Consider the following 22,831-nt stretch of genomic DNA (forward strand, 5'->3'; position numbering starts at 1 on the left):
TCACCCGATAGTTATACGTTATTTTTTTCAGCCTCAGCGGCGGGCAGCGTAATACGGAAACAGACAAGCCCTGAGTTATCATCTACCAGGCTTAGCTCGCCCTGCATTTGCCGCACACAGTCGCGAGCAATGCTCAGCCCCAGGCCGCTGCCTTTTACTGCCCCTTTACGCTGGTGGCTTCCCTGATAAAAAGGCTCGAAAATCATGTTTCTCTCAGCTGGCGGGATCGGCTCGCCATCATTAATGACGTCAATGCACACCTGCTCATCGCGCCGATAGCTATGAATACGAATGTTACCGGATTCAGCCCCATAGTGCACCGCATTGGAGTAGAGATTATCCAGAACGCTCACTAACAGCGACGGTTCTGCCAGGCAAAAACGCGCGGTAAGCGACAGTTCGGTATGCATCATTTTAGCTCTTGCCGGCAGGTTATGGGCGGAAACCACATTCTCCACCAGTTCGCGCAGATCTATTACCTCGCGAGCAACCGGGACATCAGCCTGTTTACGGTTGTAATCGAGTAATTGTTCAATCAATTTTTGTAAATTTCGGCTGCTGCTATCGAGAATCTCGACGATCTCCCGCTGTTCCGGCGTCAGCGGCCCGGCCACATGGTCGGCGAGCAACTCTGTCCCTTCGCGCATGCTGGCCAGCGGCGTTTTCAGCTCATGGGAGAGATGGCGCAAGAACTGATGGCGCTGGGATTCGAGCCAGGCGAGACGCTCACTCAGCCAGATAATGCGTTTCCCGACCGAACGCAATTCTCGCGGGCCGGTAAACAGCGCGGCATCATCCAACGATTTCCCCTCGCCCAGTCGGTTAATCATTCTTTCGATGCCTTTCACCGGGCCGATAATCATGCCAGTGAAAAGCAGGACCAGCGCAAGGCTCAGCAGAAACAGCACCAGCGCCTGCCAGCCAAAAAACTGGCCGCGCTCGGCAATTTCTTGCTGCAGCTGTTGTCCACGAGAAGAGACTACCGCGCGAGTCGCCTGGACCATATCGCTATTGGCTGAGGCAAACGCCTCCAGACTGGCGGCGGATTTCGCCGCCGGACCGCTATTTTTGCACTGAAGATCCGCCAGATCGTCAAGATCCCGACGCAACGCCTGCCAGATTTTTTCGTCCGGAAGAACGCCCGCATGAGCCTCAAGCATTTCACTGTAGCGTTTACGCTGATTTTGATAGACCCGCGCCAGCGTCGGGTCGTCCAGCACGCAGTATTGTCGGTAGCTGCGCTCCATCTCCAGAGAAGCATTGATCATCGCCTCACTACGGCGGGCATCGATAAGGGTGGTACGGTTGATATGCGCCGCCTGCGCGCTGAGCGCGTTGAGGCTCTGCCACGCCTGCCATGCCAGCACCAACAGCGGGAGCAGGATCAGCACGAACGACAGCATAACCAGCTGACGCAACGAACGGGGAAAAAGGGAGAGTCGCTTCAAGGATATCGTCTCACTCATTGGCACATTACGATGCTACCCCGAAAATGCCCGATATACGCTATGGATTTCATGTTACAGGTCAAAACACACGGTGTTCTGAGCCGCGTTTACACCGGCGCCGGAGAGAGCCTGTCGCGCAGACGATAACGAATATAATAAAGCCAGGCTGTAAACAACCTGGCTTTATTAAGAAATGAGGCGGTGCCTAACTCGACGTTTCGCCCGATGACTGATAAAGCGTCGCTATTATCAGGAGTTGGACGGCAGGCACCTGTTTGTGCGTCATTCGAAGTTTATGTAGCGCGTCCCGAAGGGGCTGACATAAGAAGGTGAATGAGCCACTGACGGTAATTATGCACGAAGCGTGCCATATCACAAAGATATTTATTAATTCAATGATAAATAAGGAATATTTAACAGCTTCAGTGCGTAATGATAGTGAACATCATTTGCACAAAGTGTCGCTAATCAGCAACACCGAATAAGCGATTTTTCTATACCATTTAAAATCAATTAGTTAAGTGTCTCCTTTTAGCGACACCGCTATAAGGCATTTGTCGGCGATTCCCGACACCCTTGCCAACGGCCACCAGATACAGAAAAGCCCCCTGCAGTCGCATGAGGCTTGATGAAGTTTACCCGCGGAGCAGAATTGCGCGTTCCTCCGGGCAATTCACGCTCAATAACCTGAAGACTTAACCCAGCTGTTTACGCGCATTGCGGAAAATACGCATCCACGGGCTGTCTTCACCCCAGTTTTCCGGGTGCCAGGAGTTCGACACGGTACGGAAAACACGCTCCGGGTGCGGCATCATGATCGTGGCGCGCCCGCTTTCGCTGGTCACGGCGGTGATACCGTTCGGCGAACCATTCGGGTTAGCCGGATAGTTTTCCGTGACCTGACCGAAGTTATCCACGAAGCGCAGCGCCACCAGACCTTTGCTCTCAAGCTGCGCCAGATGCGCGCCATCACGGACTTCCACCTGCCCTTCACCGTGAGAAACGGCAATTGGCATCATCGACCCGACCATGCCCTGCAACAGCAGCGACGGGCTTTGGGTCACTTCAACCAGGCTGAAGCGCGCTTCAAAACGGTCAGACTGGTTGCGTACAAAGCGCGGCCACAGGTCACTGCCGGGGATCAGCTCGCGCAGATTTGACATCATCTGACAACCGTTGCACACCCCCAGCGCCAGCGTCTGCGGACGATGGAAGAAGGTGGCAAACTCGTCGCGCACGCGCTCATTAAACAGAATCGATTTCGCCCAGCCTTCGCCTGCGCCTAACACATCGCCGTAGGAGAAGCCGCCACAGGCCACCAGGGCCTGGAAATCCGCAAGACCGGTATGGCCCGCCAGCAGATCGCTCATATGTACGTCGATAGCGTCAAAGCCTGCGCGATGGAACGCCGCCGCCATTTCAACGTGTGAGTTAACGCCCTGCTCACGCAGCACCGCAACCTTCGGACGTGCGCCGGTAGCAATATAGGGAGCAGCAATATCGTCATTGATGTCGAAGGAGAGCTTCACGTTAAGGCCCGGATCGGCATCGTTAGTTTTCGCATCGTGCTCCTGGTCAGCACACTCCGGGTTATCACGCAGACGCTGCATCTGCCAGGTGGTTTCTGCCCACCAGGTACGCAGGGTGGTACGACTTTCGCTAAATACCACACGGTCATCCGCCGAAATAACAAAGCGGTCGCCCGCCGTCGCCTGGCCCAGATAGTGAACGCAATCCGCCAGCCCATTTGCCGCCAGCAGCGCTTCAACCGCCTGGCGATCGGCTGCTCGAACCTGAATTACGCCGCCCAGCTCTTCATTAAACAGCGCCGCCAGATGGTCAGCGCCAAGCGCGGCGATATCAACATTGACGCTGCAGTGACCGGCAAACGCCATTTCAGCCAGCGTCACCAGCAGGCCGCCATCGGAACGGTCATGCCAGGCCAGCAGCTTATCCTCCGCCACCAGCGTCTGCATTGCGTCCCAGAAGCCTTTCAGTTGTGCAACGTCGCGAACGTCTGCGGTGACATCCCCGAGCTGGCGATAAACCTGCGCCAGCGCGGTTGCGCCCAGCGCATTATTCCCCTTGCCCAGATCAATCAACAGCAGGGCGTTCTCTTCGCTGGAGAGCTGCGGCGTCACGGTGCGGCGCACGTCCTCCACGCGGGCAAAAGCGGAAATCACCAGCGACAGCGGAGAGGTCATTTCACGCTGTTCAGCCCCTTCCTGCCAGCGGGTTTTCATCGACATCGAATCTTTACCCACCGGAATCGTCAGCCCCAGAGCCGGACAAAGCTCTTCGCCAACCGCTTTTACCGCCTCATATAAGCCAGCGTCTTCCCCCGGATGGCCGGCTGCGGCCATCCAGTTTGCCGACAGCTTCACGCGGTTAAGCGCGCCAATCTGCGTGGCGACAATGTTGGTCAGCGCCTCGCCTACCGCCAGACGGGCGGAAGCGGCAAAATCCAGCAGCGCGACCGGCGCGCGTTCGCCGATTGACATGGCTTCACCGTAGTAGCTGTCGAGGCTGGCAGTGGTTACCGCGCAGTTGGCAACCGGAACCTGCCACGGGCCGACCATCTGATCCCGCGCAACCATGCCGGTTACGGTGCGGTCGCCAATAGTGACCAGGAACGTTTTCTCCGCCACGGTCGGCAGATGCAGTACACGATTCACCGCGTCGGCAATGGTGATACCCTGACGTTCCAGATTCTGGCCCTGGGCTTTCAGAGACTGCACATCGCGGGTCATTTTCGGCGTTTTGCCCAGCAGTACGTCCAGCGGCAGATCAATCGGTCGATCGTTAAAGTGGCTATCGCTGAGGCTCAGGTGCTGCTCTTCAGTCGCTTCACCGATGACCGCGTACGGCGCGCGCTCGCGACGGCACAGCTCATCAAACAACGGCAACTGCTCCGGGGCTACCGCCAGAACATAGCGTTCCTGAGATTCGTTACACCAGATTTCCAGCGGGCTCATGCCCGGCTCATCGCTAAGGATGTCACGCAACTGGAATTTACCGCCGCGGCCGCCATCGCTGACCAGTTCCGGCATCGCATTCGACAAACCGCCCGCGCCAACATCGTGAATAAACAGAATCGGGTTAGCGTCGCCCAGTTGCCAGCAGCGGTCGATCACTTCCTGGCAGCGGCGCTCCATTTCCGGGTTGTCGCGCTGTACGGACGCAAAATCCAGATCCGCATCAGACTGACCGGAAGCCATTGAGGAAGCCGCGCCTCCGCCGAGACCAATATTCATCGCCGGGCCCCCGAGGACAATCAGCTTCGCGCCAACCACGATTTCGCCCTTCTGCACGTGTTCGCCGCGAATGTTGCCGATACCGCCCGCCAGCATAATGGGCTTGTGATAGCCGCGCAGCTCTTCGCCGTTATGGCTGGTCACTTTCTCTTCATAGGTACGGAAATAACCGTTCAGCGCCGGGCGCCCAAATTCGTTATTAAAGGCCGCGCCGCCCAGAGGGCCTTCGGTCATGATATCCAGCGCGGTAACAATACGCTCCGGCTTGCCGAAATCCTCTTCCCAGGGTTGTTCAAATCCAGGAATACGCAGGTTGGAAACGGAGAAACCAACCAGGCCTGCTTTCGGTTTAGCCCCGCGACCGGTCGCGCCTTCATCGCGGATTTCGCCGCCGGAACCGGTAGCCGCCCCCGGCCACGGAGAGATCGCCGTCGGGTGGTTGTGGGTTTCAACCTTCATCAGAATATGCGCCTCTTCCTGATGGAAGTCATAGCGGCCGGTTTCATGGTCAGCAAAGTAACGCCCCACCGCCGAACCTTCCATCACGGCAGCGTTATCTTTATAGGCCGACAGCACATAATCAGGAGTCTTCTCGAAGGTGTTTTTGATCATTTTGAACAGCGACTTCGGCTGCTGTTCGCCATCAATAACCCAGTCGGCGTTAAAAATCTTGTGTCGACAGTGCTCGGAGTTGGCCTGTGCGAACATGTAGAGTTCAATATCATTCGGGTTACGCCCCAGCGTCTGGAAGGCATCCTGCAGATAGTCTATTTCGTCATCCGCCAGGGCCAGCCCCAGACGGAGGTTGGCATCAATCAGCGCCTGACGCCCCTGCCCCAGCAAATCGACGCTGGTCACCGGAGTTGGCTGATGGTGGGCGAACAGTTTTTCCCCCGCTTCCAGCACATCGAATACGCTTTCCATCATCCGGTCGTGCAGTTCAGCCGCCACCTGCGCCCATTGTTCATCATTCAGGCTGCTGGCTTCAACGTAGTACGCGACGCCGCGCTCCAGGCGCACAATCTGGGACAGACCGCAGTTATGGGCGATGTCGGTAGCTTTAGAAGACCAGGGAGAGATGGTGCCAGGACGGGGAGTGACGAGCAGTAGCTTACCGGTTGGGGTATGGCTGCTTAAGTTCGGGCCATACTTGAGCAACCTGGCCAGTTTCTCGCGATCGTCGCCGTTTAACGGGGCGCTGAGGTCGGCAAAATGAACATACTCGGCATATATCGTGCTTACCGGAAGGTTGGCCGCCTGGAAACGTGCCAGCAGTTTATTGATACGGAATGCCGACAGTGCAGGTGAACCACGAAAAATTTCCATCATAAGTCTCTCGTCTTCGAAGCTTTCAGGGTGAGCCAGGGGGGAAACGGGCGCCATTATAGTGAATCCTGCGTCACGACGAAACCGTTTGCGTAGAAATAAAATACTTGCCGTCATTTCGCAATTAATGTGCCCCGTCTCGCGAATAAGTTGCCAACTGGCGCATTCTTAAGCAAAATGCCGCTCATTCAACAACAGGCTTTTATTTTTTCCGCTCATAATCTGCTGAGGATCCGGACGCTGCAGAAAATTAACCATCTGAAAAAACTCAAGATTAATTATCTGCTGATCGGCATTGTCACGCTTTTGCTGGCGGCTGCGCTGTGGCCGTCAATCCCGTGGACCGGGAAACCAGAGAATCGCGTGGCGGGGATTATCGCGCGCGGAGAACTGCGCGTCAGTACCATTAATTCGCCCATGACCTTCGCGACAATCAATAATAAGACCTACGGTTTCGACTATGAGCTGGCGCAGCAGTTTGCCGACTATCTCGGCGTTAAGCTGAAAATCACCGTCCGACAGAATATCAGCCAGCTATTCGACGACCTTGATGAGGGAAAAGCCGATATGCTGGCCGCCGGCCTGGTCTACAATGCTGAGCGGGTGAAAAACTATCAGACCGGGCCAATCTACTATTCTGTTTCGCAGCAACTGGTTTACCGCGTCGGTAGCCAGCGCCCGCGCAGCCTGGCAAATCTCACCGCCGGGCAGTTGGTTATCGCGCCAGGACATGTAGCGATTAACGATCTGCAGGTAATAAAAGCGCAAAAATACCCCGATCTCGCCTGGCGCGTGGACGATAAACGCGGGACAACGGATCTGATGCAGGCGGTCATTGATGGCAAGCTCGACTACACCATCGCGGATTCGGTGGCCATCAGCCGCTTTCAGCGCGTCCATCCGGAGCTGGCCGTGGCGCTGGATATCAGCGACGAACAACCGGTGACCTGGTTTAGCGAAAAGGGCGAGGATAATTCCCTGTCGGCGGCAATGCTCGATTTTTTCAATAATATCAATGAAAACGGCGCTCTCGCGCGCCTGGAAGAGAAATATCTCGGCCACGGCAACGATTTTGATTACGTCGATACCCGGACCTTTCTGCGCGCGGTGGAAAACGTCCTCCCGGAACTGCAGCCAATGTTTGAAAAATATGCCCGGCAGATAGACTGGCGACTGCTGGCGGCTATTTCCTGGCAGGAGTCACACTGGGATCCGCAGGCCACCTCGCCGACCGGCGTTCGCGGAATAATGATGCTCACCCGTAATACGGCGCAAAGCCTCGGCCTGACCGACCGTACTGATGCCGAGCAAAGCATCGACGGCGGCATGCGTTATTTACAGGACATGATGAGTAAAGTCCCGGACGCCGTTCCTCAGGACGAGCGAATCTGGTTTGCGCTGGCGGCTTACAATATGGGCTATGCGCATATGCTTGACGCCATGGCGCTGACGAAAAAGCAAAAAGGCGACCCCAATAGCTGGGCCGATGTGAAGCAACGCCTGCCGCTACTGAGTCAGAAAAACTACTACAGCCGGCTAAAATACGGCTATGCGCGCGGTCATGAAGCTTACGCCTACGTCGAGAATATCCGTAAATACCATATTAGCCTCGTGGGCTATCTTGCGGAAAAAGAAAGGAGAGAGGCGCAGGTCGCGGCCATAGGCGAAAGCTACCCGGCGGTCATGCCGGATGAACTGGATAAAGAAGAGCCGTTTGCCATGCCCTTTTTCAAACTTAGCGCCGAGGCCCTGGTTGATAACGCAAAATTGAAAATTCCGGGGCTGGGGTATTAGGCAGTATCCTGTAATAGTGCCTGTTCCGGGGCACCGCCTGACCTACTGGCTCGCTTTCTTTAGCGCCTTTTTCTCTTCGCGCCGCCAGCGGAAAAAGTCGCTCAGCATGCCGGAGCACGCTTCCGCCAGAATGCCTTCGGTTATCTCGACCCGGTGATTCATTCCAGGATGGTGCAACACATCAAGCAGCGACCCGGCTGCGCCGGTTTTAGCGTCTCTGGCGCCGAATACCAGCCGGGAAATACGGCTGTGCACCATCGCCCCGGCGCACATCACACAAGGCTCAAGGGTCACATACAGCGTCGCATCGATCAGGCGATAGTTTTGCAGCACTAACCCCCCCTGACGCAGCGCCATAATCTCAGCGTGGGCAGTCGGATCGTGGCGGCCGATTGGCCGGTTCCAGCCCTCACCGATAACCTGATGATTGTGCACCAGCACCGCGCCGACCGGCACCTCCCCCTCTTCCCACGCGCGTTGCGCCAGCGTCAGAGCGTGATGCATCCAGTATTCATCATTTAATTCATGGTCAGACAAAGCGGACACTCCTGCGGAAAAAGCGGGGCGCATTATACATGGTCGCTCTGTATTACACACTATTCTAACTGCTGCAGATCGCCCTTTGGCGTGACTCGCCAGCGGTGCTGGCAAAAATAGAGCAGCGGGTTATCCTGCTCGCTATCGCTATAGCCGCTATATAAGCGTAAAGGCGCGCCGATTTTTTGTTCCAGTTGCCTCACTTTTTCGTTGCCAAGGCAGCGTACCGTCAGCACCCAGCCGCCATAACGACGAGCCATTCGACTGGCAAGCACATTCACCCGCGGCAGCCATACAGCATCAACATAAACCTGTTCAACCAGCGACTGCGGCGAGCCGGTAATCAACCAGACATCCGCATCGGTACTGGTCAGATAGTTATTCAGCCGCGCCTGCACAACCGGAAATGCCGTGACGCGCTGACGAAACCAATGGGCAAAATTAACCTCAAGACGTTTAAGATGAATCTCGCGGCGCCCAAAGGTCGCCGCCCAGAGGAGGAGGCTCATCGGCCAACGCGCCGCACGGCCGTTTAACAGCAGTCCGGCAACAATAACCGGCAATGCAGGAACCACCAGCAGCGCATTCAACGGCTGATGGCGTAAAACATAGCGTAAGAAGCTGCCGAACATATCCTGCTGATGTAACGTTCCATCCAGATCAAAGAAAACCACCCGCCGTATACTGCTATTCAAAACTCACTCCCCTGAACGATTGCTCCGATAACTCACAGATTAACAGCCTCAGGCCACATACGGGGAAAACATCGACCGTCGTTGAGTCTGGATTAAGAAAATGCTTTTGCTGAAAAATCTGAGACATAGAATTTTTAATTCGCGATAATCCTTTTATAATTGAATACAAAATTCTTTCAGCCGAGGGTAAAAGCTGTCCTCCGGAGCCGCTATGAACTGTTTGACCCGTATCCGCCAGCGCTACCCCTCGCTGGCCGCCAGTGATAAAAAACTGGCTGATTTTATTCTGGCTCAACCGGATCAAACCCGCCACCTCAGCTCGCAGCAGCTGGCGGGCGAAGCCGGTATCAGCCAGTCAAGCGTCGTGAAATTCGCCCAGAAAATGGGATTCAAGGGTTTTCCGGCCTTGAAGCTGGCGTTAAGCGAAGCGCTGGCCAGCAGTAGCACCGCGCAATCCGTACCGGTGCATAATCAAATTCGCGGCGATGATCCTCTGCGACTGGTGGGAGAAAAGCTGATTAAAGACAATATCGCGGCAATGCACGCGTCGCTGGATGTCAATACTGAAGATAAACTACTGGAAGCCGTTGCGCTATTGCGTCACGCCCGGCGGATTATTATTACCGGTATCGGCGCGTCGGGGCTGGTGGCGAGAAATTTTAGCTGGAAGCTGATGAAGATTGGCATTAACGCCGTTGCTGAACAGGATATGCATGCTCTGCTGGCAACGGTACAAGCGATGTCGTCGGACGATCTGCTGGTGGCGATCTCCTATTCTGGCGAACGGCGTGAAATCAATATGGCTGCCGGTGAAGCATTACGAGTGGGGAGCCAGATTCTGGCGATCACCGGCTTTAATCCTAACGCGCTGCAACAGCAGGCAACCCTGTGTCTGTATACCATTGCTGAAGAGCAGGCTACGCGCAGCGCCGCCATTTCCTCCACCAGCGCGCAAATGATGCTCACCGACCTCCTGTTTATGGGCCTCATCCAGCAGGACCTTGAGCATGCTCCGGATCGTATCCGTCACAGCGAAGCGCTGGTGAAAAAGCTGGTGTGACGGCGAGCGCTTCTGCGCGATGCAAAAGAGCTGGCCTGAGCAGATAATGGGCGTATAATGCCCGCCCTGTTTGTGTTGTTTCTGAGAATTTCTTGATGGCGCTGTTAATCACCAAAAAATGCATCAACTGCGATATGTGCGAACCGGAGTGTCCGAACGAAGCGATATCCATGGGTGACAGCATTTACGAAATTAATAGCGACCGCTGCACCGAATGCGTGGGTCATTATGACACGCCGACCTGCCAGAAAGTGTGCCCGATCCCGAATACCATTCTGAAGGACCCGGCACATCAGGAAAACGAAGAGCAGCTATGGGATAAATTCGTCTTACTGCATCACGCCGATAAAATCTAACTCTCAACGATAACCGTGGCGCACGCGTAGTGACGCTCATCAGCCAGCGTAACGTGAATATGGCCGACCCCCATGCGTTCCGCCAGATCCTTCGCTTCCCCCCACAGTCGTAGCCTGGGTTTTCCCAGTTCGTCGTTGTAAACTTCAAACTGATTAAACGCCAGACCATTGCGAATACCTGTGCCAAGCGCCTTCGCCGCGGCTTCTTTAACTGCAAAGCGCTTCGCCAGAAATCGAACCGGCTGCTGGTGCTGCTCCCATATCGCCCATTCATGATCGCTAAGTACCCGACGAGCAAGGCGATCGCCGCTGCGGGCGATCACGGCTTCAATACGCACAATTTCAACAATGTCAGTACCCAGCCCGAGAATAGCCATTAAGCACGCGCTTCCTGCATCAGACGCTTCATTTCAGCAACCGCCTCTTTCAGGCCGCTCATCACCGCGCGACCAATAATAGCGTGGCCGATGTTCAGCTCGTGCATTTCCGGCAGGGCCGCGATCGCTTTCACGTTATGATAGGTAAGGCCATGACCGGCATTGACCTTCAACCCCAGACTGGCGGCGTAGGTTGCCGATTTAGCAATACGCGCCAGCTCTTTTGCCTGCTCAGCGTCCGTTTCCGCATCGGCATAGCAGCCAGTGTGAATTTCGATATAGGGCGCGCCGACCGCCGCTGCCGCCTTAATTTGCGCCTCATCAGCATCAATAAACAGGGACACCTGGATCCCCGCATCGGCGAGACGTTTGCAGGCATCACGCATTTTATCTGGCTGACCAGCAACATCCAGCCCGCCTTCGGTGGTTACTTCCTGGCGTTTTTCCGGCACCAGGCAGCAGAAATGGGGTTTAACCTCACAGGCAATATTCAGCATCTCTTCCGTTACCGCCATTTCCAGATTCATGCGCGTATCAAGGGTCTGGCGCAGAATACGAACATCACGATCGGTAATATGTCGGCGATCTTCACGTAAATGAACGGTAATACCATCGGCGCCGGCCTGCTCAGCGATAAAAGCCGCCTGTACCGGGTCCGGATAAGCGGTGCCGCGCGCGTTGCGTAATGTCGCAATGTGGTCAATATTGACCCCTAACAGTAATTCAGCCATGACAATCCTCATTAATCGTTATTTGGTTTATCGGCACGCGCCGCCCGCGCGGGCATAAACTGGCGAAACAGCTCCCGACTCTTTAACGGTTTTCCGCCAAGATAGGGTTTCAGGGCGATACGGGTGAAACGTTTTGCCGCGCGCAGGGCGTCGCTGTCAGGAAATTCCCGGCTCGCCAGCGCCTTAAGATGGTGCCCGGTAAAGGTGTTGTTATCAATAACCACGCTGGCGATAAAACCTTTCTCTTCACGGTAGCGATAGGTCATGGTGTCGTCAACCGGTTCCCCGCTCCCGGCGCAGTGCAGAAAATCAACGCCGTAGCCCAGGTGCCCAAGCAGCGCCAGTTCAAAACGACGCAGCGCCGGTTCCGGCGAGCCGCTCGCGCCAGCCAGAGACTGAATACAGTGCAGATAATCAAAGAAGAGTTCAGAGAAGCGCGTTTCGTGCTCCAGCACGCGGGAAAGCAGTTCGTTAACGTAAAGCCCGCTGTAAAGCGTGATACCGCTAAGCGGCAGCGCCAGGGAAACGGCCTCCGCGCTGCGCAACGTTTTGACTTCGCCGCGCCCGCTAAAGCGGAGCAGTAAGGGCGTGAAAGGCTGAAGCGCGCCTTTAAGACTGGAGCGTTTAGAACGTGCGCCTTTAGCGACAAGGCGTACGCGCCCTGACTCTTCCGTGAAGGCGTCCAGCATCAGGCTGCTTTCGCTCCAGGGTCGACTATGCAGAACAAAAGCGCGCTGCCAGCCGTCCATCATATTTGCCGTCTTTTACGTTGCCGACAGACGGGTTGCGCCCGCTTTCCGCCACTGCAAACAACAGTATACTCCCCGGATCCGGTGCTGACCGAGTCAGCGCAAGCGCTGTTCAAAACCCCGCGCGTTTTTTCCGGCTCCCGGAAAGCCATAGCGTATCCAACTCAGAGATCGTCGACGTAACCGAGACTGCGCAACGCGCGTTCGTCATCGGCCCAGCCGGATTTCACTTTCACCCACAGCTCCAGGTGAACCGGCGCTTCGAACATATCCTGCATGTCTTTACGCGCTTCGATACCGATGGTTTTGATTTTGGCGCCTTTATTGCCAATCACCATCTTCTTCTGCCCTTCACGCTCAACCAGAATCAGGCCGTTGATATCGTAGCCGCCGCGTTCATTAGACACGAAGCGCTCAATTTCGACAGTAACGGAATACGGCAGTTCAGCCCCGAGGAAACGCATCAGTTTTTCACGGATGATCTCGGAAGCCATAAAGCGCTGGGAGCGATCGGTGATGTAATCTTCCGGGAAATGATGGATAGCCTCCGGCAGATGCTTGCGCACGATCCCGGCGATAGTATCCACGTTCAGCCCGGTTTCCGCGGAGATCGGCACGATATCGAGGAAGTTCATCTGGCTACCGAGAAACTGCAGGTGCGGCAGCAGATCCGCTTTTTCCTGTACGTTATCGACTTTGTTCACCGCCAGGATCACCGGCGCTTTACCGTCACGCAGCTTGTTGAGCACCATCTCGTCGTCTGGCGTCCAGCGGGTACCTTCAACCACGAAGATAACCAGCTCAACGTCGCCGATAGAGCTGCTGGCCGCTTTGTTCATCAGGCGGTTAATGGCGCGCTTTTCTTCCATATGCAGACCGGGAGTATCGACATAGATTGCCTGATACGGACCTTCGGTATGAATACCGACAATGCGGTGACGCGTAGTCTGGGCTTTACGGGAAGTGATAGAGATCTTTTGCCCGAGCAGCTTATTCAGCAGAGTAGATTTACCCACGTTAGGACGACCAACGATGGCAATAAATCCGCAGTAGTTTTTTTCTTCGCTCATTCCAGCTCCAGCTTTTTCAGCGCCTGTTCGGCGGCAGCCTGCTCCGCCTTACGGCGGCTAGAACCCGTGCCAACCACCGGTTCACTCAGGCCGCTAACCTGGCAGTGGATAGTAAATTCCTGATCGTGCGCCTCGCCGCGAACCTGGACAACCAGGTAAGACGGTAGCGGCAGGTGACGCCCCTGCAGGTACTCCTGCAAGCGGGTCTTCGGATCTTTTTGCTTATCACCCGGACTAATTTCGTCCAGACGGCTTTGGTACCAGGAGAGAATCAGGCGCTCCACGTTCTGAATATCGCTGTCGAGGAAAATCCCGCCAATTAAAGCTTCAACGGTATCCGCCAGAATGGATTCACGGCGAAAACCTCCGCTTTTCAATTCACCCGGTCCAAGACGCAGACATTCACCTAGCTCAAATTCGCGAGCAATCTCCGCCAGCGTATTGCCTCGCACCAGCGTCGCGCGCATACGGCTCATATCGCCTTCATCCACACGTGGAAAACGATGATAGAGCGCGTTTGCGATCACAAAACTCAATATTGAGTCGCCTAAAAACTCCAGACGTTCATTGTGTTTGCTGCTGGCACTGCGGTGAGTTAATGCCTGTTGCAACAGATCCTGATGATGAAAAGTGTAGCCCAGCTTTCGTTGAAGCCGATTAATTACGATGGGGTTCATGCGTTACCAATAGATAAATGCGTCAAAAATGCAGCACACGAAACCGACCTGAGTAACAACCAACGCGGTTTCGTGTGCTGTGTCAATCTTACGAAAGACAACCTAAAACTTCAGGGGGATATTCTATACGCAACAACAAGGGATGTCGTTAGTTTGGCAAGATTTAAATCTTAAATAATTCACGCTGCCGTTATTACCGCGGCAGCGTGAATAAGAGCGGGAAATTAATGGATGCCGCCGATACGGGATAAACGGACTCCGGTAGGCCACTCACCTTCCTGTTTTTCGAAGCTCATCCAGATTGCGACCGCTTTACCCACCAGATTGGCTTCCGGCACAAAGCCCCAATAACGGCTGTCAGCGCTGTTATCACGGTTGTCGCCCATCATGAAATATTGCCCCGGCGGAACGATCCAGGTCGCCAGCGGCAAGCCGGACTGATGGTAATACATCCCCACCTGGTCCTGCGCAATCGGCACGGTCAGAATACTGTGCGTGACGTCGCCCAGCGTCTCTTTGCGTTCCGTCAGCCGGATACCGTCAGCCTTAGTTTCGCCTTTTGGCAACTGCCAGAAACCGCTACTCGCTTCACCGCCATTGCTACGAGAGAAAGTCTGTACGAAATCGCTCGGCTCAACGTTGGAATAGGTTATCGGCAGAGCATTGCCGCAGGCCTGGCCAGAACTACAGCCTGGCTGAATGGTGATCTGTTTAGCGATCGGATCGTAAGTGACTTTATCACCCGGTAAACCCACCGCACGTTTAATATAATCCAGGCTCGGATCTTGCGGATATTTGAAGACGACGATATCGCCCCGTTTCGGATGACCGGTTTCAATTAGCGTTTTCTGATAAATCGGATCTTTAATGCCGTAAGCAAACTTCTCCACCAGGATAAAATCGCCAATCAGCAGGGTCGGCATCATTGACCCCGAAGGGATCTGGAAGGGCTCATAAATAAATGAGCGAACCACCAGCACAATGGCCAGTACCGGGAATACCGAAGCGCCTGTTTCCAGCCAGCCGGGTTTCGGGCCAACTTTTTTCAGCGTTTTTTTGTCCAACTGGTCGCCAGTCGCTGCCAGAGCAGCGGCCTGATGATCACGACGTTTTGGCGCAAAGATAAATTTATCGAGGCACCACAACAGACCCGTCACCAGTGTAGCGATGACCAGGATCAGGGCAAACATGTTCGCCATGCCAACTCCTTAAGGTTATTTACCGTCTTTACCAACGTGCAGAATGGCGAGGAACGCTTCCTGCGGCAATTCAACGTTACCCACTTGCTTCATACGCTTCTTACCTTCTTTCTGCTTCTGCAGCAGTTTCTTCTTACGACTGACGTCGCCGCCGTAGCATTTCGCCAGCACGTTTTTACGCAGTTGTTTAACGGTGGAGCGGGCAATAATGTGGTTGCCGATAGCGGCCTGGATAGCAATATCAAACTGCTGGCGCGGGATCAGATCTTTCATCTTCTCAACCAGCTCGCGGCCACGATACGGCGCGTTATCGTTGTGGGTGATCAGCGCCAGCGCATCAACGCGTTCGCCATTGATCAGCACATCCACGCGCACCATGTTGGAAGCCTGGAAACGCTTGAAGTTATAGTCCAGCGACGCATAGCCACGCGAGGTAGACTTCAGACGATCAAAGAAGTCGAGCACCACTTCCGCCATTGGGATTTCATAGGTCAGCGCAACCTGATTACCGTGGTAAACCATGTTGGTTTGCACACCACGCTTTTCCACACACAGGGTAATCACGTTGCCGAGATACTCCTGCGGCAGCAGCATATGACATTCGGCGATCGGTTCGCGCAACTCCTGGATATTGTTCAACGGCGGCAGCTTAGACGGGCTATCAACGTAGATCACTTCTTTTGAGGTGGTTTCGACTTCATAGACTACCGTTGGCGCGGTGGTGATCAGATCCAGATCGTATTCACGCTCCAGGCGCTCCTGGATGATCTCCATATGCAGCAGGCCGAGGAAGCCGCAGCGGAAACCAAAGCCCAGCGCAGTTGAGCTTTCCGGCTCATAAAACAGAGACGCGTCGTTGAGGCTCAGTTTGCCCAGCGCGTCGCGGAAGTTTTCATAATCATCCGAGCTTACCGGGAACAGGCCGGCATAAACCTGCGGTTTGACCTTTTTAAAGCCCGGCAGCGCTTTTTCCGCCGGGTTACGGGCGAGCGTCAGCGTATCGCCAACCGGCGCGCCGAGAATATCTTTAATCGCGCAAACCAGCCAGCCAACCTCACCGCATTCCAGTTCAGTACGGTCAATCTGCTTCGGCGTGAAAATACCCAGACGATCGGCGTTATACACCTGCCCGGTACTCATCACCTTGATTTTATCGCCTTTGCGCATGGTGCCGTTTTTGATACGCACCAGGGAGACAACGCCGAGGTAGTTATCAAACCAGGAGTCGATAATCAACGCCTGTAGCGGCGCTTCCGGGTCACCCTCCGGCGGCGGAATATCCCGTACCAGACGCTCCAGCACATCCGGTACGCCAACGCCGGTCTTCGCCGAACAGCGCACCGCATCAGTAGCGTCAATACCTACGATGTCTTCAATCTCTTCCGCCACGCGTTCCGGATCGGCCGCAGGCAGGTCGATTTTGTTCAGGACCGGCACCACTTCGAGATCCATTTCCATCGCCGTATAACAGTTAGCCAGCGTCTGGGCTTCAACGCCCTGACCGGCGTCAACCACCAGCAAAGCGCCTTCACAGGCCGCAAGGGAACGGGAAACTTCATAAGAGAAATCGACGTGACCAGGGGTGTCGATAAAGTTCAGCTGATAGGTCTCGCCATCAGTCGCTTTATAATCCAGCGTAACGCTCTGCGCCTTAATAGTGATACCGCGCTCACGTTCAAGATCCATGGAGTCCAGAACCTGAGCCGCCATTTCACGATCGGACAGGCCACCGCAAATCTGGATAATACGATCAGACAACGTCGACTTACCGTGGTCGATGTGGGCGATGATGGAAAAGTTACGTATATTCTTCATATTTAGAGTTAATTATGCCTTACGCGTATCATGAGGCCGCAGTTCTGCGCCTGACGTTTTTTAATCCGAAAACGCCGCATTCTACACTACATCCACGAAACCAGGAAATGCTCTTACCGCTAGCATAACCGGAGTAAATGACGAGATCTTGCAGGAGTTGTAAGTAAAGATAAGGGCCAGTGAAATCACTGACCCAATGGTGAGGAAGGTGTCTCAACACGGACTAAATCTGGCGGCAAACCAACGCTAAGAATAACCGGCTGCCATGACTGCCGGGTGGCTAAGCCCGCTGAAAGACCACGGGCCAGCAAAAACCCGCCAACGCCCCCCAGAATTGCCCCACACAGCGAAGCGAAGTCATTGGCAAACAGAAACTGGAATATCGACGCCATCACGAATAGCCCGACTAACGGCACCATATAGACCAACATCGCTGACCCCAGCAGGCTGCTCTCCGCAATACCCAGTTCCACTTTTTGCCCGCCCGACAACGGTTGTTCATATGGAACGCTAATGGTATGACTGGTTTGCGGACCAAGCTTATTCAGCACCCGACTACCGCAACCGGCGCGGGAAGCGCAGCTACTGCAGGATGCCTTAACATCGCAGTGCACCTGCGCAATGCCGTTACTCCAGGAAACAACCGTCGCCCACTCTTTGATCATTGTGCTGCCCCGAATTTAATACTGTCGGCAATACGCTTCGCGGTTTGCGGCGGTAGCTCGCCAACAATGGTTATCTCTGCATTATCGCGCACGGTGGTGCTTACGGTACGACGGCCGGTACGCAGGAGCTGATCGCTGCTGTTTGCCGTGGCGTGATTGATATTGATAGAGAAACTAAACAACCCATCGGAATACAGCCGCGATTCTACCGGGCCATCGAAATTGGGTAGACGGCGTCGGCTGCTGGACACCTCGGTAACGCCCTGCGGCAGCCAGGTTGGCGCCCAGTTAAAGTTGGCCTTATTACTACTCTCCGGAACGGACAGTTGCGGGGGGAGACTCGCCTTAGCCAGCGTTTCCATACTGGCGCTCACGTTATCGCCGACGTTAAACGCGACGACGCGGAATTGCTCAAGCGTTTCACCATCGCGATCAAGCAAATCAATGCGTAGCGGTAGCTTCGTTTCAACATCTAACCAGGCGATATAGCTGTAACGCGTACCGTCACGCGCAACGACGCGGACGACATCGCATAAGCGATCGGCGATGCGCGTACGCCCGACGGAGATAAAGTCGTAATAAGCCGCCAGCCGTTTAAAGTCGCTATACACCAGTGAAGGCAGGGAATCAACAATATAGTCACCGTTCAGAGTGAACGGATCAAGGCCCGGTTCAAAATAGCTAATTTCCGTGCCACGCAGCACCACTTCACGACGAGGCCCGTCGAGCTGTAACAGCTGAGCGAGAGGGCGATTATTCAGTTTTGCGTGTCGATAACGCAACGACTCAACGCCCTGCTTGTTGATGCTGACGAACGAAAGCTCGTAATTGAGGGACTGACTGGCCAGGTTCATCTGCTGCAACAACGCCCCGGACGATGCATCAGCCGAGGCGTTGACGGAGAAAAACAGACTGCCTGCCATGAGCGACATGGCACACCAAAATTGCTTCATTACTGCGATTGCGTTCCTAAAGTTTGATAGCCTGGCACCTGAATAGCAGCTTGCTGAGTCTGGGCCTGACCAAACTGAAGCTGTTCAGCATGCAGGCGACGCTGCAATTCATAGTCCTGCAGCATAGCATTAATTCTGCGGCGCTGTTCCTGCACCTGAGCCTGCTGACCGCTTCCTGCTGACGCATCCGCAGGTACGCCCAGACTGACCGGGCTGGCTTTACCCATCATCGGCAGAGTATTAAATACCGGCGCCTCGGGCTGCTGAGAAGAATCCGCCTGGCCATTATACTGTTGAACGCCGACAATCACCGCAAGGGATACGCACGCCGCGACGCCCATTTGAGTGAGCGAACTGGCCCATGGACGCAATTTTTGCCAGAAGGGCATCTTGCGCCACTGATGCGGTGTAGGTTGAGATTCAGGAATAAGAGGAACCGAATGACGAGCGGGCTCGTTTTCAATCGCAGCCATAACGCGAGCGGAGATGTCGAAATGGAGCACCTCAGTCGTATCGCCGCGCAGCGTATCGCGGATGAGATGGTAACTCTCCCAGGTTTTTTGCATTTCAGATGAACGACCCAGCTCATTGAGCAGCTCGTTATCCAGCGCCTCGCCATCCATTAAGGCCGAAAGTTTTTCTTTCTGCATACCTGATACCCTTTTCCAGTATTCCGCTATCGTCAACGCCTGATTAGCGGTTGAACTTTATTATCAATAGCTTCCCGCGCCCGGAAGATGCGCGAACGCACGGTGCCCACCGGACAATCCATGATGGCGGCTATTTCTTCATAGCTCATGCCATCCAGCTCCCGCAACGTAATCGCCATGCGTAAATCTTCCGGCAGCGATTCGATGGTACGAAAAACGATTTGTCTCAGCTCTTCTGACAACATTAAGTTCTCAGGGTTCGAAATTTCTTTCAACGCCCCGCCGCTTTCGAAGTTTTCAGCATCATTAGCATCAACATCGCTGGATGGCGGACGGCGCCCCTGAGCAACCAGATAATTCTTCGCCGTATTGACGGCAATGCGATACAACCAGGTATAAAAAGCACTATCCCCCCGGAAAGAATCCAGCGCACGCCATGCTTTTACGAACGACTCCTGAACAACGTCAGCGATATCGCCCGGCGGCACGTAGCGGGAAACCAGACTTGCAACCTTATGCTGGTAACGCACCACCAGCAAATTAAATGCTTTCTGATCTCCTTTCTGGACCCGCTCAACAAGGACCTGATCCGTTAACTGCTCGCTCATCCGAGGTAATGTCTCCCCAAACCCAATTCCCATGTGAATTCAAAAACACCACCCAATTACTGCATAAATGAGCAAGCTGTGGGTTGGAGTATCTGAAAACAATAAAGTTCCGTTACGCCTGTGTTTTTCGTCTTGCAGCCGCTGACAGGTTGTTATCTCTCATTATATGTCCCGGTTGCTAAACGATATGTAAGATAATAAGAAAAAGCGCAGGACCCGCCAGAAGGGTAGCGTAACCCGGCTTTTATTTCACTATAAAATCCAGATGCCAGCCAGCGGCGGCGTAAAACGTGTCTTTCATTTAAATTTACCGCCCGCTGGATTCAGGCGCTATGTTTAGCCGTCACAACACGCGACAAAAAAAATGTACAAACTATCGCCTTCAGGTGCTATTGTTCAGCAACCATGTTTAGTAAATTAAACAAAAACCATGAATACAACGCCTGATGTCTCCTGTGATGTGTTGATTATCGGTAGCGGCGCTGCCGGTTTATCCCTTGCCCTACGCCTGGCGAAACACTGTTCGGTCGCGGTGCTGAGCAAAGGCCCTGTCAGCGAAGGTTCAACGCTCTACGCGCAGGGCGGGATCGCCGCTGTCTTTGATGAAACCGACAGCATAGAATCCCACATTGAAGATACGTTGATTGCCGGTGCGGGTCTTTGCGATCGTCATGCGGTCTCTTTTGTCGCCAGTCATGCGAAAGCGTGTGTGCAGTGGCTTATCGATCAGGGCGTACTGTTCGATACCCAGGTTCAGGCGAATGGCGAAGAGAGCTATCACCTGACCCGTGAAGGAGGTCATAGCCATCGTCGAATTCTCCACGCTGCCGATGCAACGGGGAAAGCTGTTGAGACCACCCTGGTCAGTCAGGCGCTGGCGCATCCCAACATCCATGTGCTGGAGCGCAACAACGCCGTTGATCTGATTCTCTCTGATAAAATCGGCCTGCCGGGGACACGTCGCGTTGTGGGCGCCTGGATCTGGAATCGTAATAAAGAAGCGGTTGAAACCTGTCGCGCGAAAGCGGTGGTGCTGGCGACCGGCGGCGCGGCTAAAGTCTATCAATATACGACAAATCCAGACGTCTCCTCCGGCGATGGCATCGCTATGGCCTGGCGAGCGGGCTGTCGGGTCGCCAACCTTGAATTTAATCAGTTTCACCCTACCGCGTTATATCATCCGCAAGCGCGCAATTTCCTGCTGACTGAAGCGCTGCGTGGCGAAGGCGCCTTGTTAAAACGCCCGGACGGCACACGGTTTATGCCGGATTTTGACGAGCGCGGCGAACTGGCGCCGCGAGACATCGTTGCCAGAGCAATCGACCATGAAATGAAGCGTCTTGGTGCTGACTGCATGTATCTTGACATCAGCCATAAACCGGCGGAATTTATTCGCCATCACTTCCCGATGATCGACGAAAAGCTGCAGGGACTGGGTATCGATCTGACAAAAGAACCGGTGCCTGTCGTTCCCGCGGCCCACTATACCTGCGGCGGGGTGATGGTTGATGATAACGGACGCACCGATGTCGATGGCCTGTACGCCATCGGCGAAGTTAGCTATACCGGATTACATGGCGCTAATCGCATGGCCTCAAACTCGCTGCTTGAATGCCTTGTCTACGGCTGGTCCGCTGCTGAAGATATCGTTAAACGCATACCTTTCGCCCAGGCGGTCAATGCGCTGCCGTCGTGGGACGAAAGCCAGGTCGAAATTCCTGACGAGCTGGTGGTCATCCAACACAACTGGCACGAGCTGCGCTTACTGATGTGGGATTATGTCGGCATTGTGCGCACGACCCGCCGCCTGGAGCGCGCCCTGCGCCGCATCAATATGCTGCAACAGGAGCTTGATGAATACTATGCCCGCTTCCGTGTCTCCAATAATTTGCTGGAGTTACGTAACCTGGTTCAGGTTGCCGAACTGATTGTTCGCTGCGCCATGTTGCGTAAAGAGAGCCGCGGGCTTCACTATACGCTGGATTATCCTGATCAACTGACGAACAGCGGGCCGTCAGTGCTCTCTCCGCTGGATCACATAAAAAGATAAAAATCCTGAGTCAGCGCGGTAAATCCTTCGGAATATTGCTGCTCTGGCCCACGGATAACCAGGCGATCGCTAAAACACGCCTCCCCCGCCGTTGGTGAAAACGCCAACAGAACCCGATGCGGCGGGCGCACGTCCGTTTCCGCAACATCAGTACGTAAACGCAGATGCCAGCCCATATTCTGTGCCCGCTGCACAAACGCGTTACCAATATCGACCGGAAGCACAACGCAGAAAAAGCCCTCTTCGGTAATGAACTCAGCGGCGCAGGTTAACAACGTCGCGTGATCGAGCGAAGTGGTATAACGGGCCTGCTCGCGCTGCAAGGTTGCGCAGGGTACGCCTTCCACGAAAAAAGGCGGATTGCTGACAATCAGCTCATAACGCCGGGTTTGCGGCGGCTGCCATTGCTGAATATCCGCCTGGTGGATCTGGATACGCCTGCCCCATGGAGAATTCACCGCGTTTTCTCGCGCCTGTTCCGCCGCCTCTTGTTCCAGCTCTACCGCATCAACAATGACAGTTTCCCCGGTTCGCTGCGCGAGCATCAGCGCCAGCAGGCCGCTGCCGGTGCCGATATCCAGCACGCGCTTTACCTGAGCTATCGGTGCCCATGCGCCAAGTAAAATACCGTCTGTACCCACTTTCATTGCACATCGATCGTGAGCGATAAAGAATTGTTTAAAGGTAAAACCATTGCGCGGCAGCGCAAACTTCGACTGAGACATCCTGAATAACCTTGCGGGCAAAAAACTCCTGAGCTTAAGGCTATGAACAATACCGGAGAACAGATAGCCTTACAAACAGATGAACATTGCGT

General features: G+C 54.6%; 21 protein-coding genes. 4 read left to right on the top strand and 17 right to left on the bottom strand.

Annotation, left to right across the window (positions count from 1 at the left end; all coding sequences use genetic code 11):
* Positions 1-11: 11 nt before the first annotated feature.
* Together FN037_RS13035 and purL are read right to left on the bottom strand one after the other, a co-directional pair.
* Positions 12-1,448, bottom strand: a complete 1,437-nt coding sequence (locus FN037_RS13035; RefSeq protein WP_142502403.1) for a sensor histidine kinase — start codon at positions 1,446-1,448, stop codon at positions 12-14.
* Between the two features lie 695 nt (positions 1,449-2,143).
* On the bottom strand, positions 2,144-6,031 hold the full coding sequence (gene purL, locus FN037_RS13040; protein ID WP_138361024.1) for a phosphoribosylformylglycinamidine synthase: 3,888 nt from the start codon (positions 6,029-6,031) through the stop codon (positions 2,144-2,146).
* Between the two features lie 174 nt (positions 6,032-6,205).
* Between purL and mltF the strand changes: the two genes are divergently transcribed.
* Entirely contained in the window at positions 6,206-7,822 is a 1,617-nt protein-coding gene (gene mltF, locus FN037_RS13045; RefSeq protein ID WP_142502404.1) for a membrane-bound lytic murein transglycosylase MltF, read from the top strand.
* 42 nt (positions 7,823-7,864) lie between these two features.
* Here the strand turns inward: mltF and tadA are convergent, their stop codons facing one another.
* A complete protein-coding gene (gene tadA / locus FN037_RS13050; RefSeq protein ID WP_206665973.1) occupies positions 7,865-8,359 on the bottom strand; it encodes a tRNA adenosine(34) deaminase TadA in 495 nt (164 codons plus the stop codon).
* Positions 8,360-8,418: 59 nt separating this feature from the next.
* Positions 8,419-9,054, bottom strand: coding sequence for a phosphatidylglycerophosphatase C (gene yfhb / locus FN037_RS13055; RefSeq protein ID WP_138361021.1), 636 nt, complete (start codon positions 9,052-9,054; stop codon positions 8,419-8,421).
* Between the two features lie 211 nt (positions 9,055-9,265).
* On the opposite strand from yfhb, the gene FN037_RS13060 reads away from it, so the two are divergent.
* Together FN037_RS13060 and FN037_RS13065 are read left to right on the top strand one after the other, a co-directional pair.
* On the top strand, positions 9,266-10,114 hold the full coding sequence (locus FN037_RS13060; protein ID WP_138361020.1) for a MurR/RpiR family transcriptional regulator: 849 nt from the start codon (positions 9,266-9,268) through the stop codon (positions 10,112-10,114).
* Between the two features lie 95 nt (positions 10,115-10,209).
* Positions 10,210-10,470 (top strand): YfhL family 4Fe-4S dicluster ferredoxin, encoded by a 261-nt coding sequence (locus FN037_RS13065; protein WP_142502405.1) that lies wholly within the window; start codon positions 10,210-10,212, stop codon positions 10,468-10,470.
* Here FN037_RS13065 and acpS read toward each other — a convergent pair.
* The 12 genes from acpS to rseD form a co-directional block, all read right to left on the bottom strand.
* Positions 10,467-10,847 (bottom strand): holo-ACP synthase, encoded by a 381-nt coding sequence (gene acpS, locus FN037_RS13070; RefSeq protein ID WP_138361018.1) that lies wholly within the window; start codon positions 10,845-10,847, stop codon positions 10,467-10,469. The two genes, FN037_RS13065 and acpS, sit on opposite strands and share 4 nt — an antisense overlap.
* Positions 10,847-11,578, bottom strand: coding sequence for a pyridoxine 5'-phosphate synthase (gene pdxJ / locus FN037_RS13075; RefSeq protein WP_138361017.1), 732 nt, complete (start codon positions 11,576-11,578; stop codon positions 10,847-10,849). Before pdxJ ends, acpS begins: the two co-directional genes overlap by 1 nt.
* 11 nt (positions 11,579-11,589) lie before the next feature.
* Complete coding sequence (recO, locus tag FN037_RS13080; RefSeq protein ID WP_142502435.1) at positions 11,590-12,327, bottom strand: DNA repair protein RecO; 738 nt, start codon at positions 12,325-12,327, stop codon at positions 11,590-11,592.
* 164 nt (positions 12,328-12,491) lie between these two features.
* Complete coding sequence (gene era, locus FN037_RS13085) at positions 12,492-13,397, bottom strand: GTPase Era (protein ID WP_142502406.1); 906 nt, start codon at positions 13,395-13,397, stop codon at positions 12,492-12,494.
* On the bottom strand, positions 13,394-14,074 hold the full coding sequence (gene rnc / locus FN037_RS13090) for a ribonuclease III (protein WP_138361015.1): 681 nt from the start codon (positions 14,072-14,074) through the stop codon (positions 13,394-13,396). The genes era and rnc overlap by 4 nt, the downstream gene beginning before the upstream one ends.
* 224 nt (positions 14,075-14,298) lie before the next feature.
* A complete protein-coding gene (gene lepB / locus FN037_RS13095; protein ID WP_138361014.1) occupies positions 14,299-15,273 on the bottom strand; it encodes a signal peptidase I in 975 nt (324 codons plus the stop codon).
* Between the two features lie 15 nt (positions 15,274-15,288).
* Complete coding sequence (gene lepA, locus FN037_RS13100; protein ID WP_138361013.1) at positions 15,289-17,088, bottom strand: translation elongation factor 4; 1,800 nt, start codon at positions 17,086-17,088, stop codon at positions 15,289-15,291.
* A 185-nt stretch (positions 17,089-17,273) separates the two neighbouring features.
* Positions 17,274-17,753: a SoxR-reducing system protein RseC gene (gene rseC / locus FN037_RS13105; protein WP_138361012.1), complete on the bottom strand. Its 480-nt coding sequence runs from the start codon at positions 17,751-17,753 to the stop codon at positions 17,274-17,276.
* A complete protein-coding gene (rseB, locus tag FN037_RS13110; RefSeq protein WP_142502407.1) occupies positions 17,750-18,706 on the bottom strand; it encodes a sigma-E factor regulatory protein RseB in 957 nt (318 codons plus the stop codon). Before rseB ends, rseC begins: the two co-directional genes overlap by 4 nt.
* On the bottom strand, positions 18,706-19,356 hold the full coding sequence (rseA, locus tag FN037_RS13115) for an anti-sigma-E factor RseA (protein WP_138361010.1): 651 nt from the start codon (positions 19,354-19,356) through the stop codon (positions 18,706-18,708). Before rseA ends, rseB begins: the two co-directional genes overlap by 1 nt.
* Positions 19,357-19,388: 32 nt before the next feature.
* On the bottom strand, positions 19,389-19,964 hold the full coding sequence (rpoE, locus tag FN037_RS13120) for an RNA polymerase sigma factor RpoE (protein ID WP_004104583.1): 576 nt from the start codon (positions 19,962-19,964) through the stop codon (positions 19,389-19,391).
* A gap of 39 nt (positions 19,965-20,003) precedes the next feature.
* A complete protein-coding gene (rseD, locus tag FN037_RS24780) occupies positions 20,004-20,120 on the bottom strand; it encodes a rpoE leader peptide RseD (RefSeq protein ID WP_138361133.1) in 117 nt (38 codons plus the stop codon).
* Positions 20,121-20,394: 274 nt separating this feature from the next.
* On the opposite strand from rseD, the gene nadB reads away from it, so the two are divergent.
* Positions 20,395-22,014, top strand: a complete 1,620-nt coding sequence (gene nadB, locus FN037_RS13135; RefSeq protein WP_138361009.1) for an L-aspartate oxidase — start codon at positions 20,395-20,397, stop codon at positions 22,012-22,014.
* Here the strand turns inward: nadB and trmN are convergent.
* Positions 21,999-22,739 (bottom strand): tRNA(1)(Val) (adenine(37)-N(6))-methyltransferase TrmN, encoded by a 741-nt coding sequence (gene trmN / locus FN037_RS13140; protein ID WP_138361008.1) that lies wholly within the window; start codon positions 22,737-22,739, stop codon positions 21,999-22,001. The genes nadB and trmN overlap by 16 nt on opposite strands.
* Positions 22,740-22,831: the final 92 nt, after the last annotated feature.

The organism is Klebsiella sp. 2680, from assembly GCF_900198535.1.
GTDB lineage: Bacteria > Pseudomonadota > Gammaproteobacteria > Enterobacterales > Enterobacteriaceae > Klebsiella > Klebsiella indica.

What these genes read in the sequence shown, in the direction of transcription:
- purL (WP_138361024.1), bottom strand. Translation starts at nt 6,031, where the DNA reads ATGATGGAAATTTTTCGTGGTTCACCTGCACTGTCGGCATTCCGTATC.
- mltF (WP_142502404.1), top strand. Translation starts at nt 6,206, where the DNA reads ATGCCGCTCATTCAACAACAGGCTTTTATTTTTTCCGCTCATAATCTG.
- FN037_RS13060 (WP_138361020.1), top strand. Translation starts at nt 9,266, where the DNA reads ATGAACTGTTTGACCCGTATCCGCCAGCGCTACCCCTCGCTGGCCGCC.
- FN037_RS13065 (WP_142502405.1), top strand. Translation starts at nt 10,210, where the DNA reads ATGGCGCTGTTAATCACCAAAAAATGCATCAACTGCGATATGTGCGAA.
- acpS (WP_138361018.1), bottom strand. Translation starts at nt 10,847, where the DNA reads ATGGCTATTCTCGGGCTGGGTACTGACATTGTTGAAATTGTGCGTATT.
- pdxJ (WP_138361017.1), bottom strand. Translation starts at nt 11,578, where the DNA reads ATGGCTGAATTACTGTTAGGGGTCAATATTGACCACATTGCGACATTA.
- recO (WP_142502435.1), bottom strand. Translation starts at nt 12,327, where the DNA reads ATGGACGGCTGGCAGCGCGCTTTTGTTCTGCATAGTCGACCCTGGAGC.
- era (WP_142502406.1), bottom strand. Translation starts at nt 13,397, where the DNA reads ATGAGCGAAGAAAAAAACTACTGCGGATTTATTGCCATCGTTGGTCGT.
- rnc (WP_138361015.1), bottom strand. Translation starts at nt 14,074, where the DNA reads ATGAACCCCATCGTAATTAATCGGCTTCAACGAAAGCTGGGCTACACT.
- lepB (WP_138361014.1), bottom strand. Translation starts at nt 15,273, where the DNA reads ATGGCGAACATGTTTGCCCTGATCCTGGTCATCGCTACACTGGTGACG.
- lepA (WP_138361013.1), bottom strand. Translation starts at nt 17,088, where the DNA reads ATGAAGAATATACGTAACTTTTCCATCATCGCCCACATCGACCACGGT.
- rseC (WP_138361012.1), bottom strand. Translation starts at nt 17,753, where the DNA reads ATGATCAAAGAGTGGGCGACGGTTGTTTCCTGGAGTAACGGCATTGCG.
- rseB (WP_142502407.1), bottom strand. Translation starts at nt 18,706, where the DNA reads ATGAAGCAATTTTGGTGTGCCATGTCGCTCATGGCAGGCAGTCTGTTT.
- rseA (WP_138361010.1), bottom strand. Translation starts at nt 19,356, where the DNA reads ATGCAGAAAGAAAAACTTTCGGCCTTAATGGATGGCGAGGCGCTGGAT.
- rpoE (WP_004104583.1), bottom strand. Translation starts at nt 19,964, where the DNA reads ATGAGCGAGCAGTTAACGGATCAGGTCCTTGTTGAGCGGGTCCAGAAA.
- nadB (WP_138361009.1), top strand. Translation starts at nt 20,395, where the DNA reads ATGAATACAACGCCTGATGTCTCCTGTGATGTGTTGATTATCGGTAGC.
- trmN (WP_138361008.1), bottom strand. Translation starts at nt 22,739, where the DNA reads ATGTCTCAGTCGAAGTTTGCGCTGCCGCGCAATGGTTTTACCTTTAAA.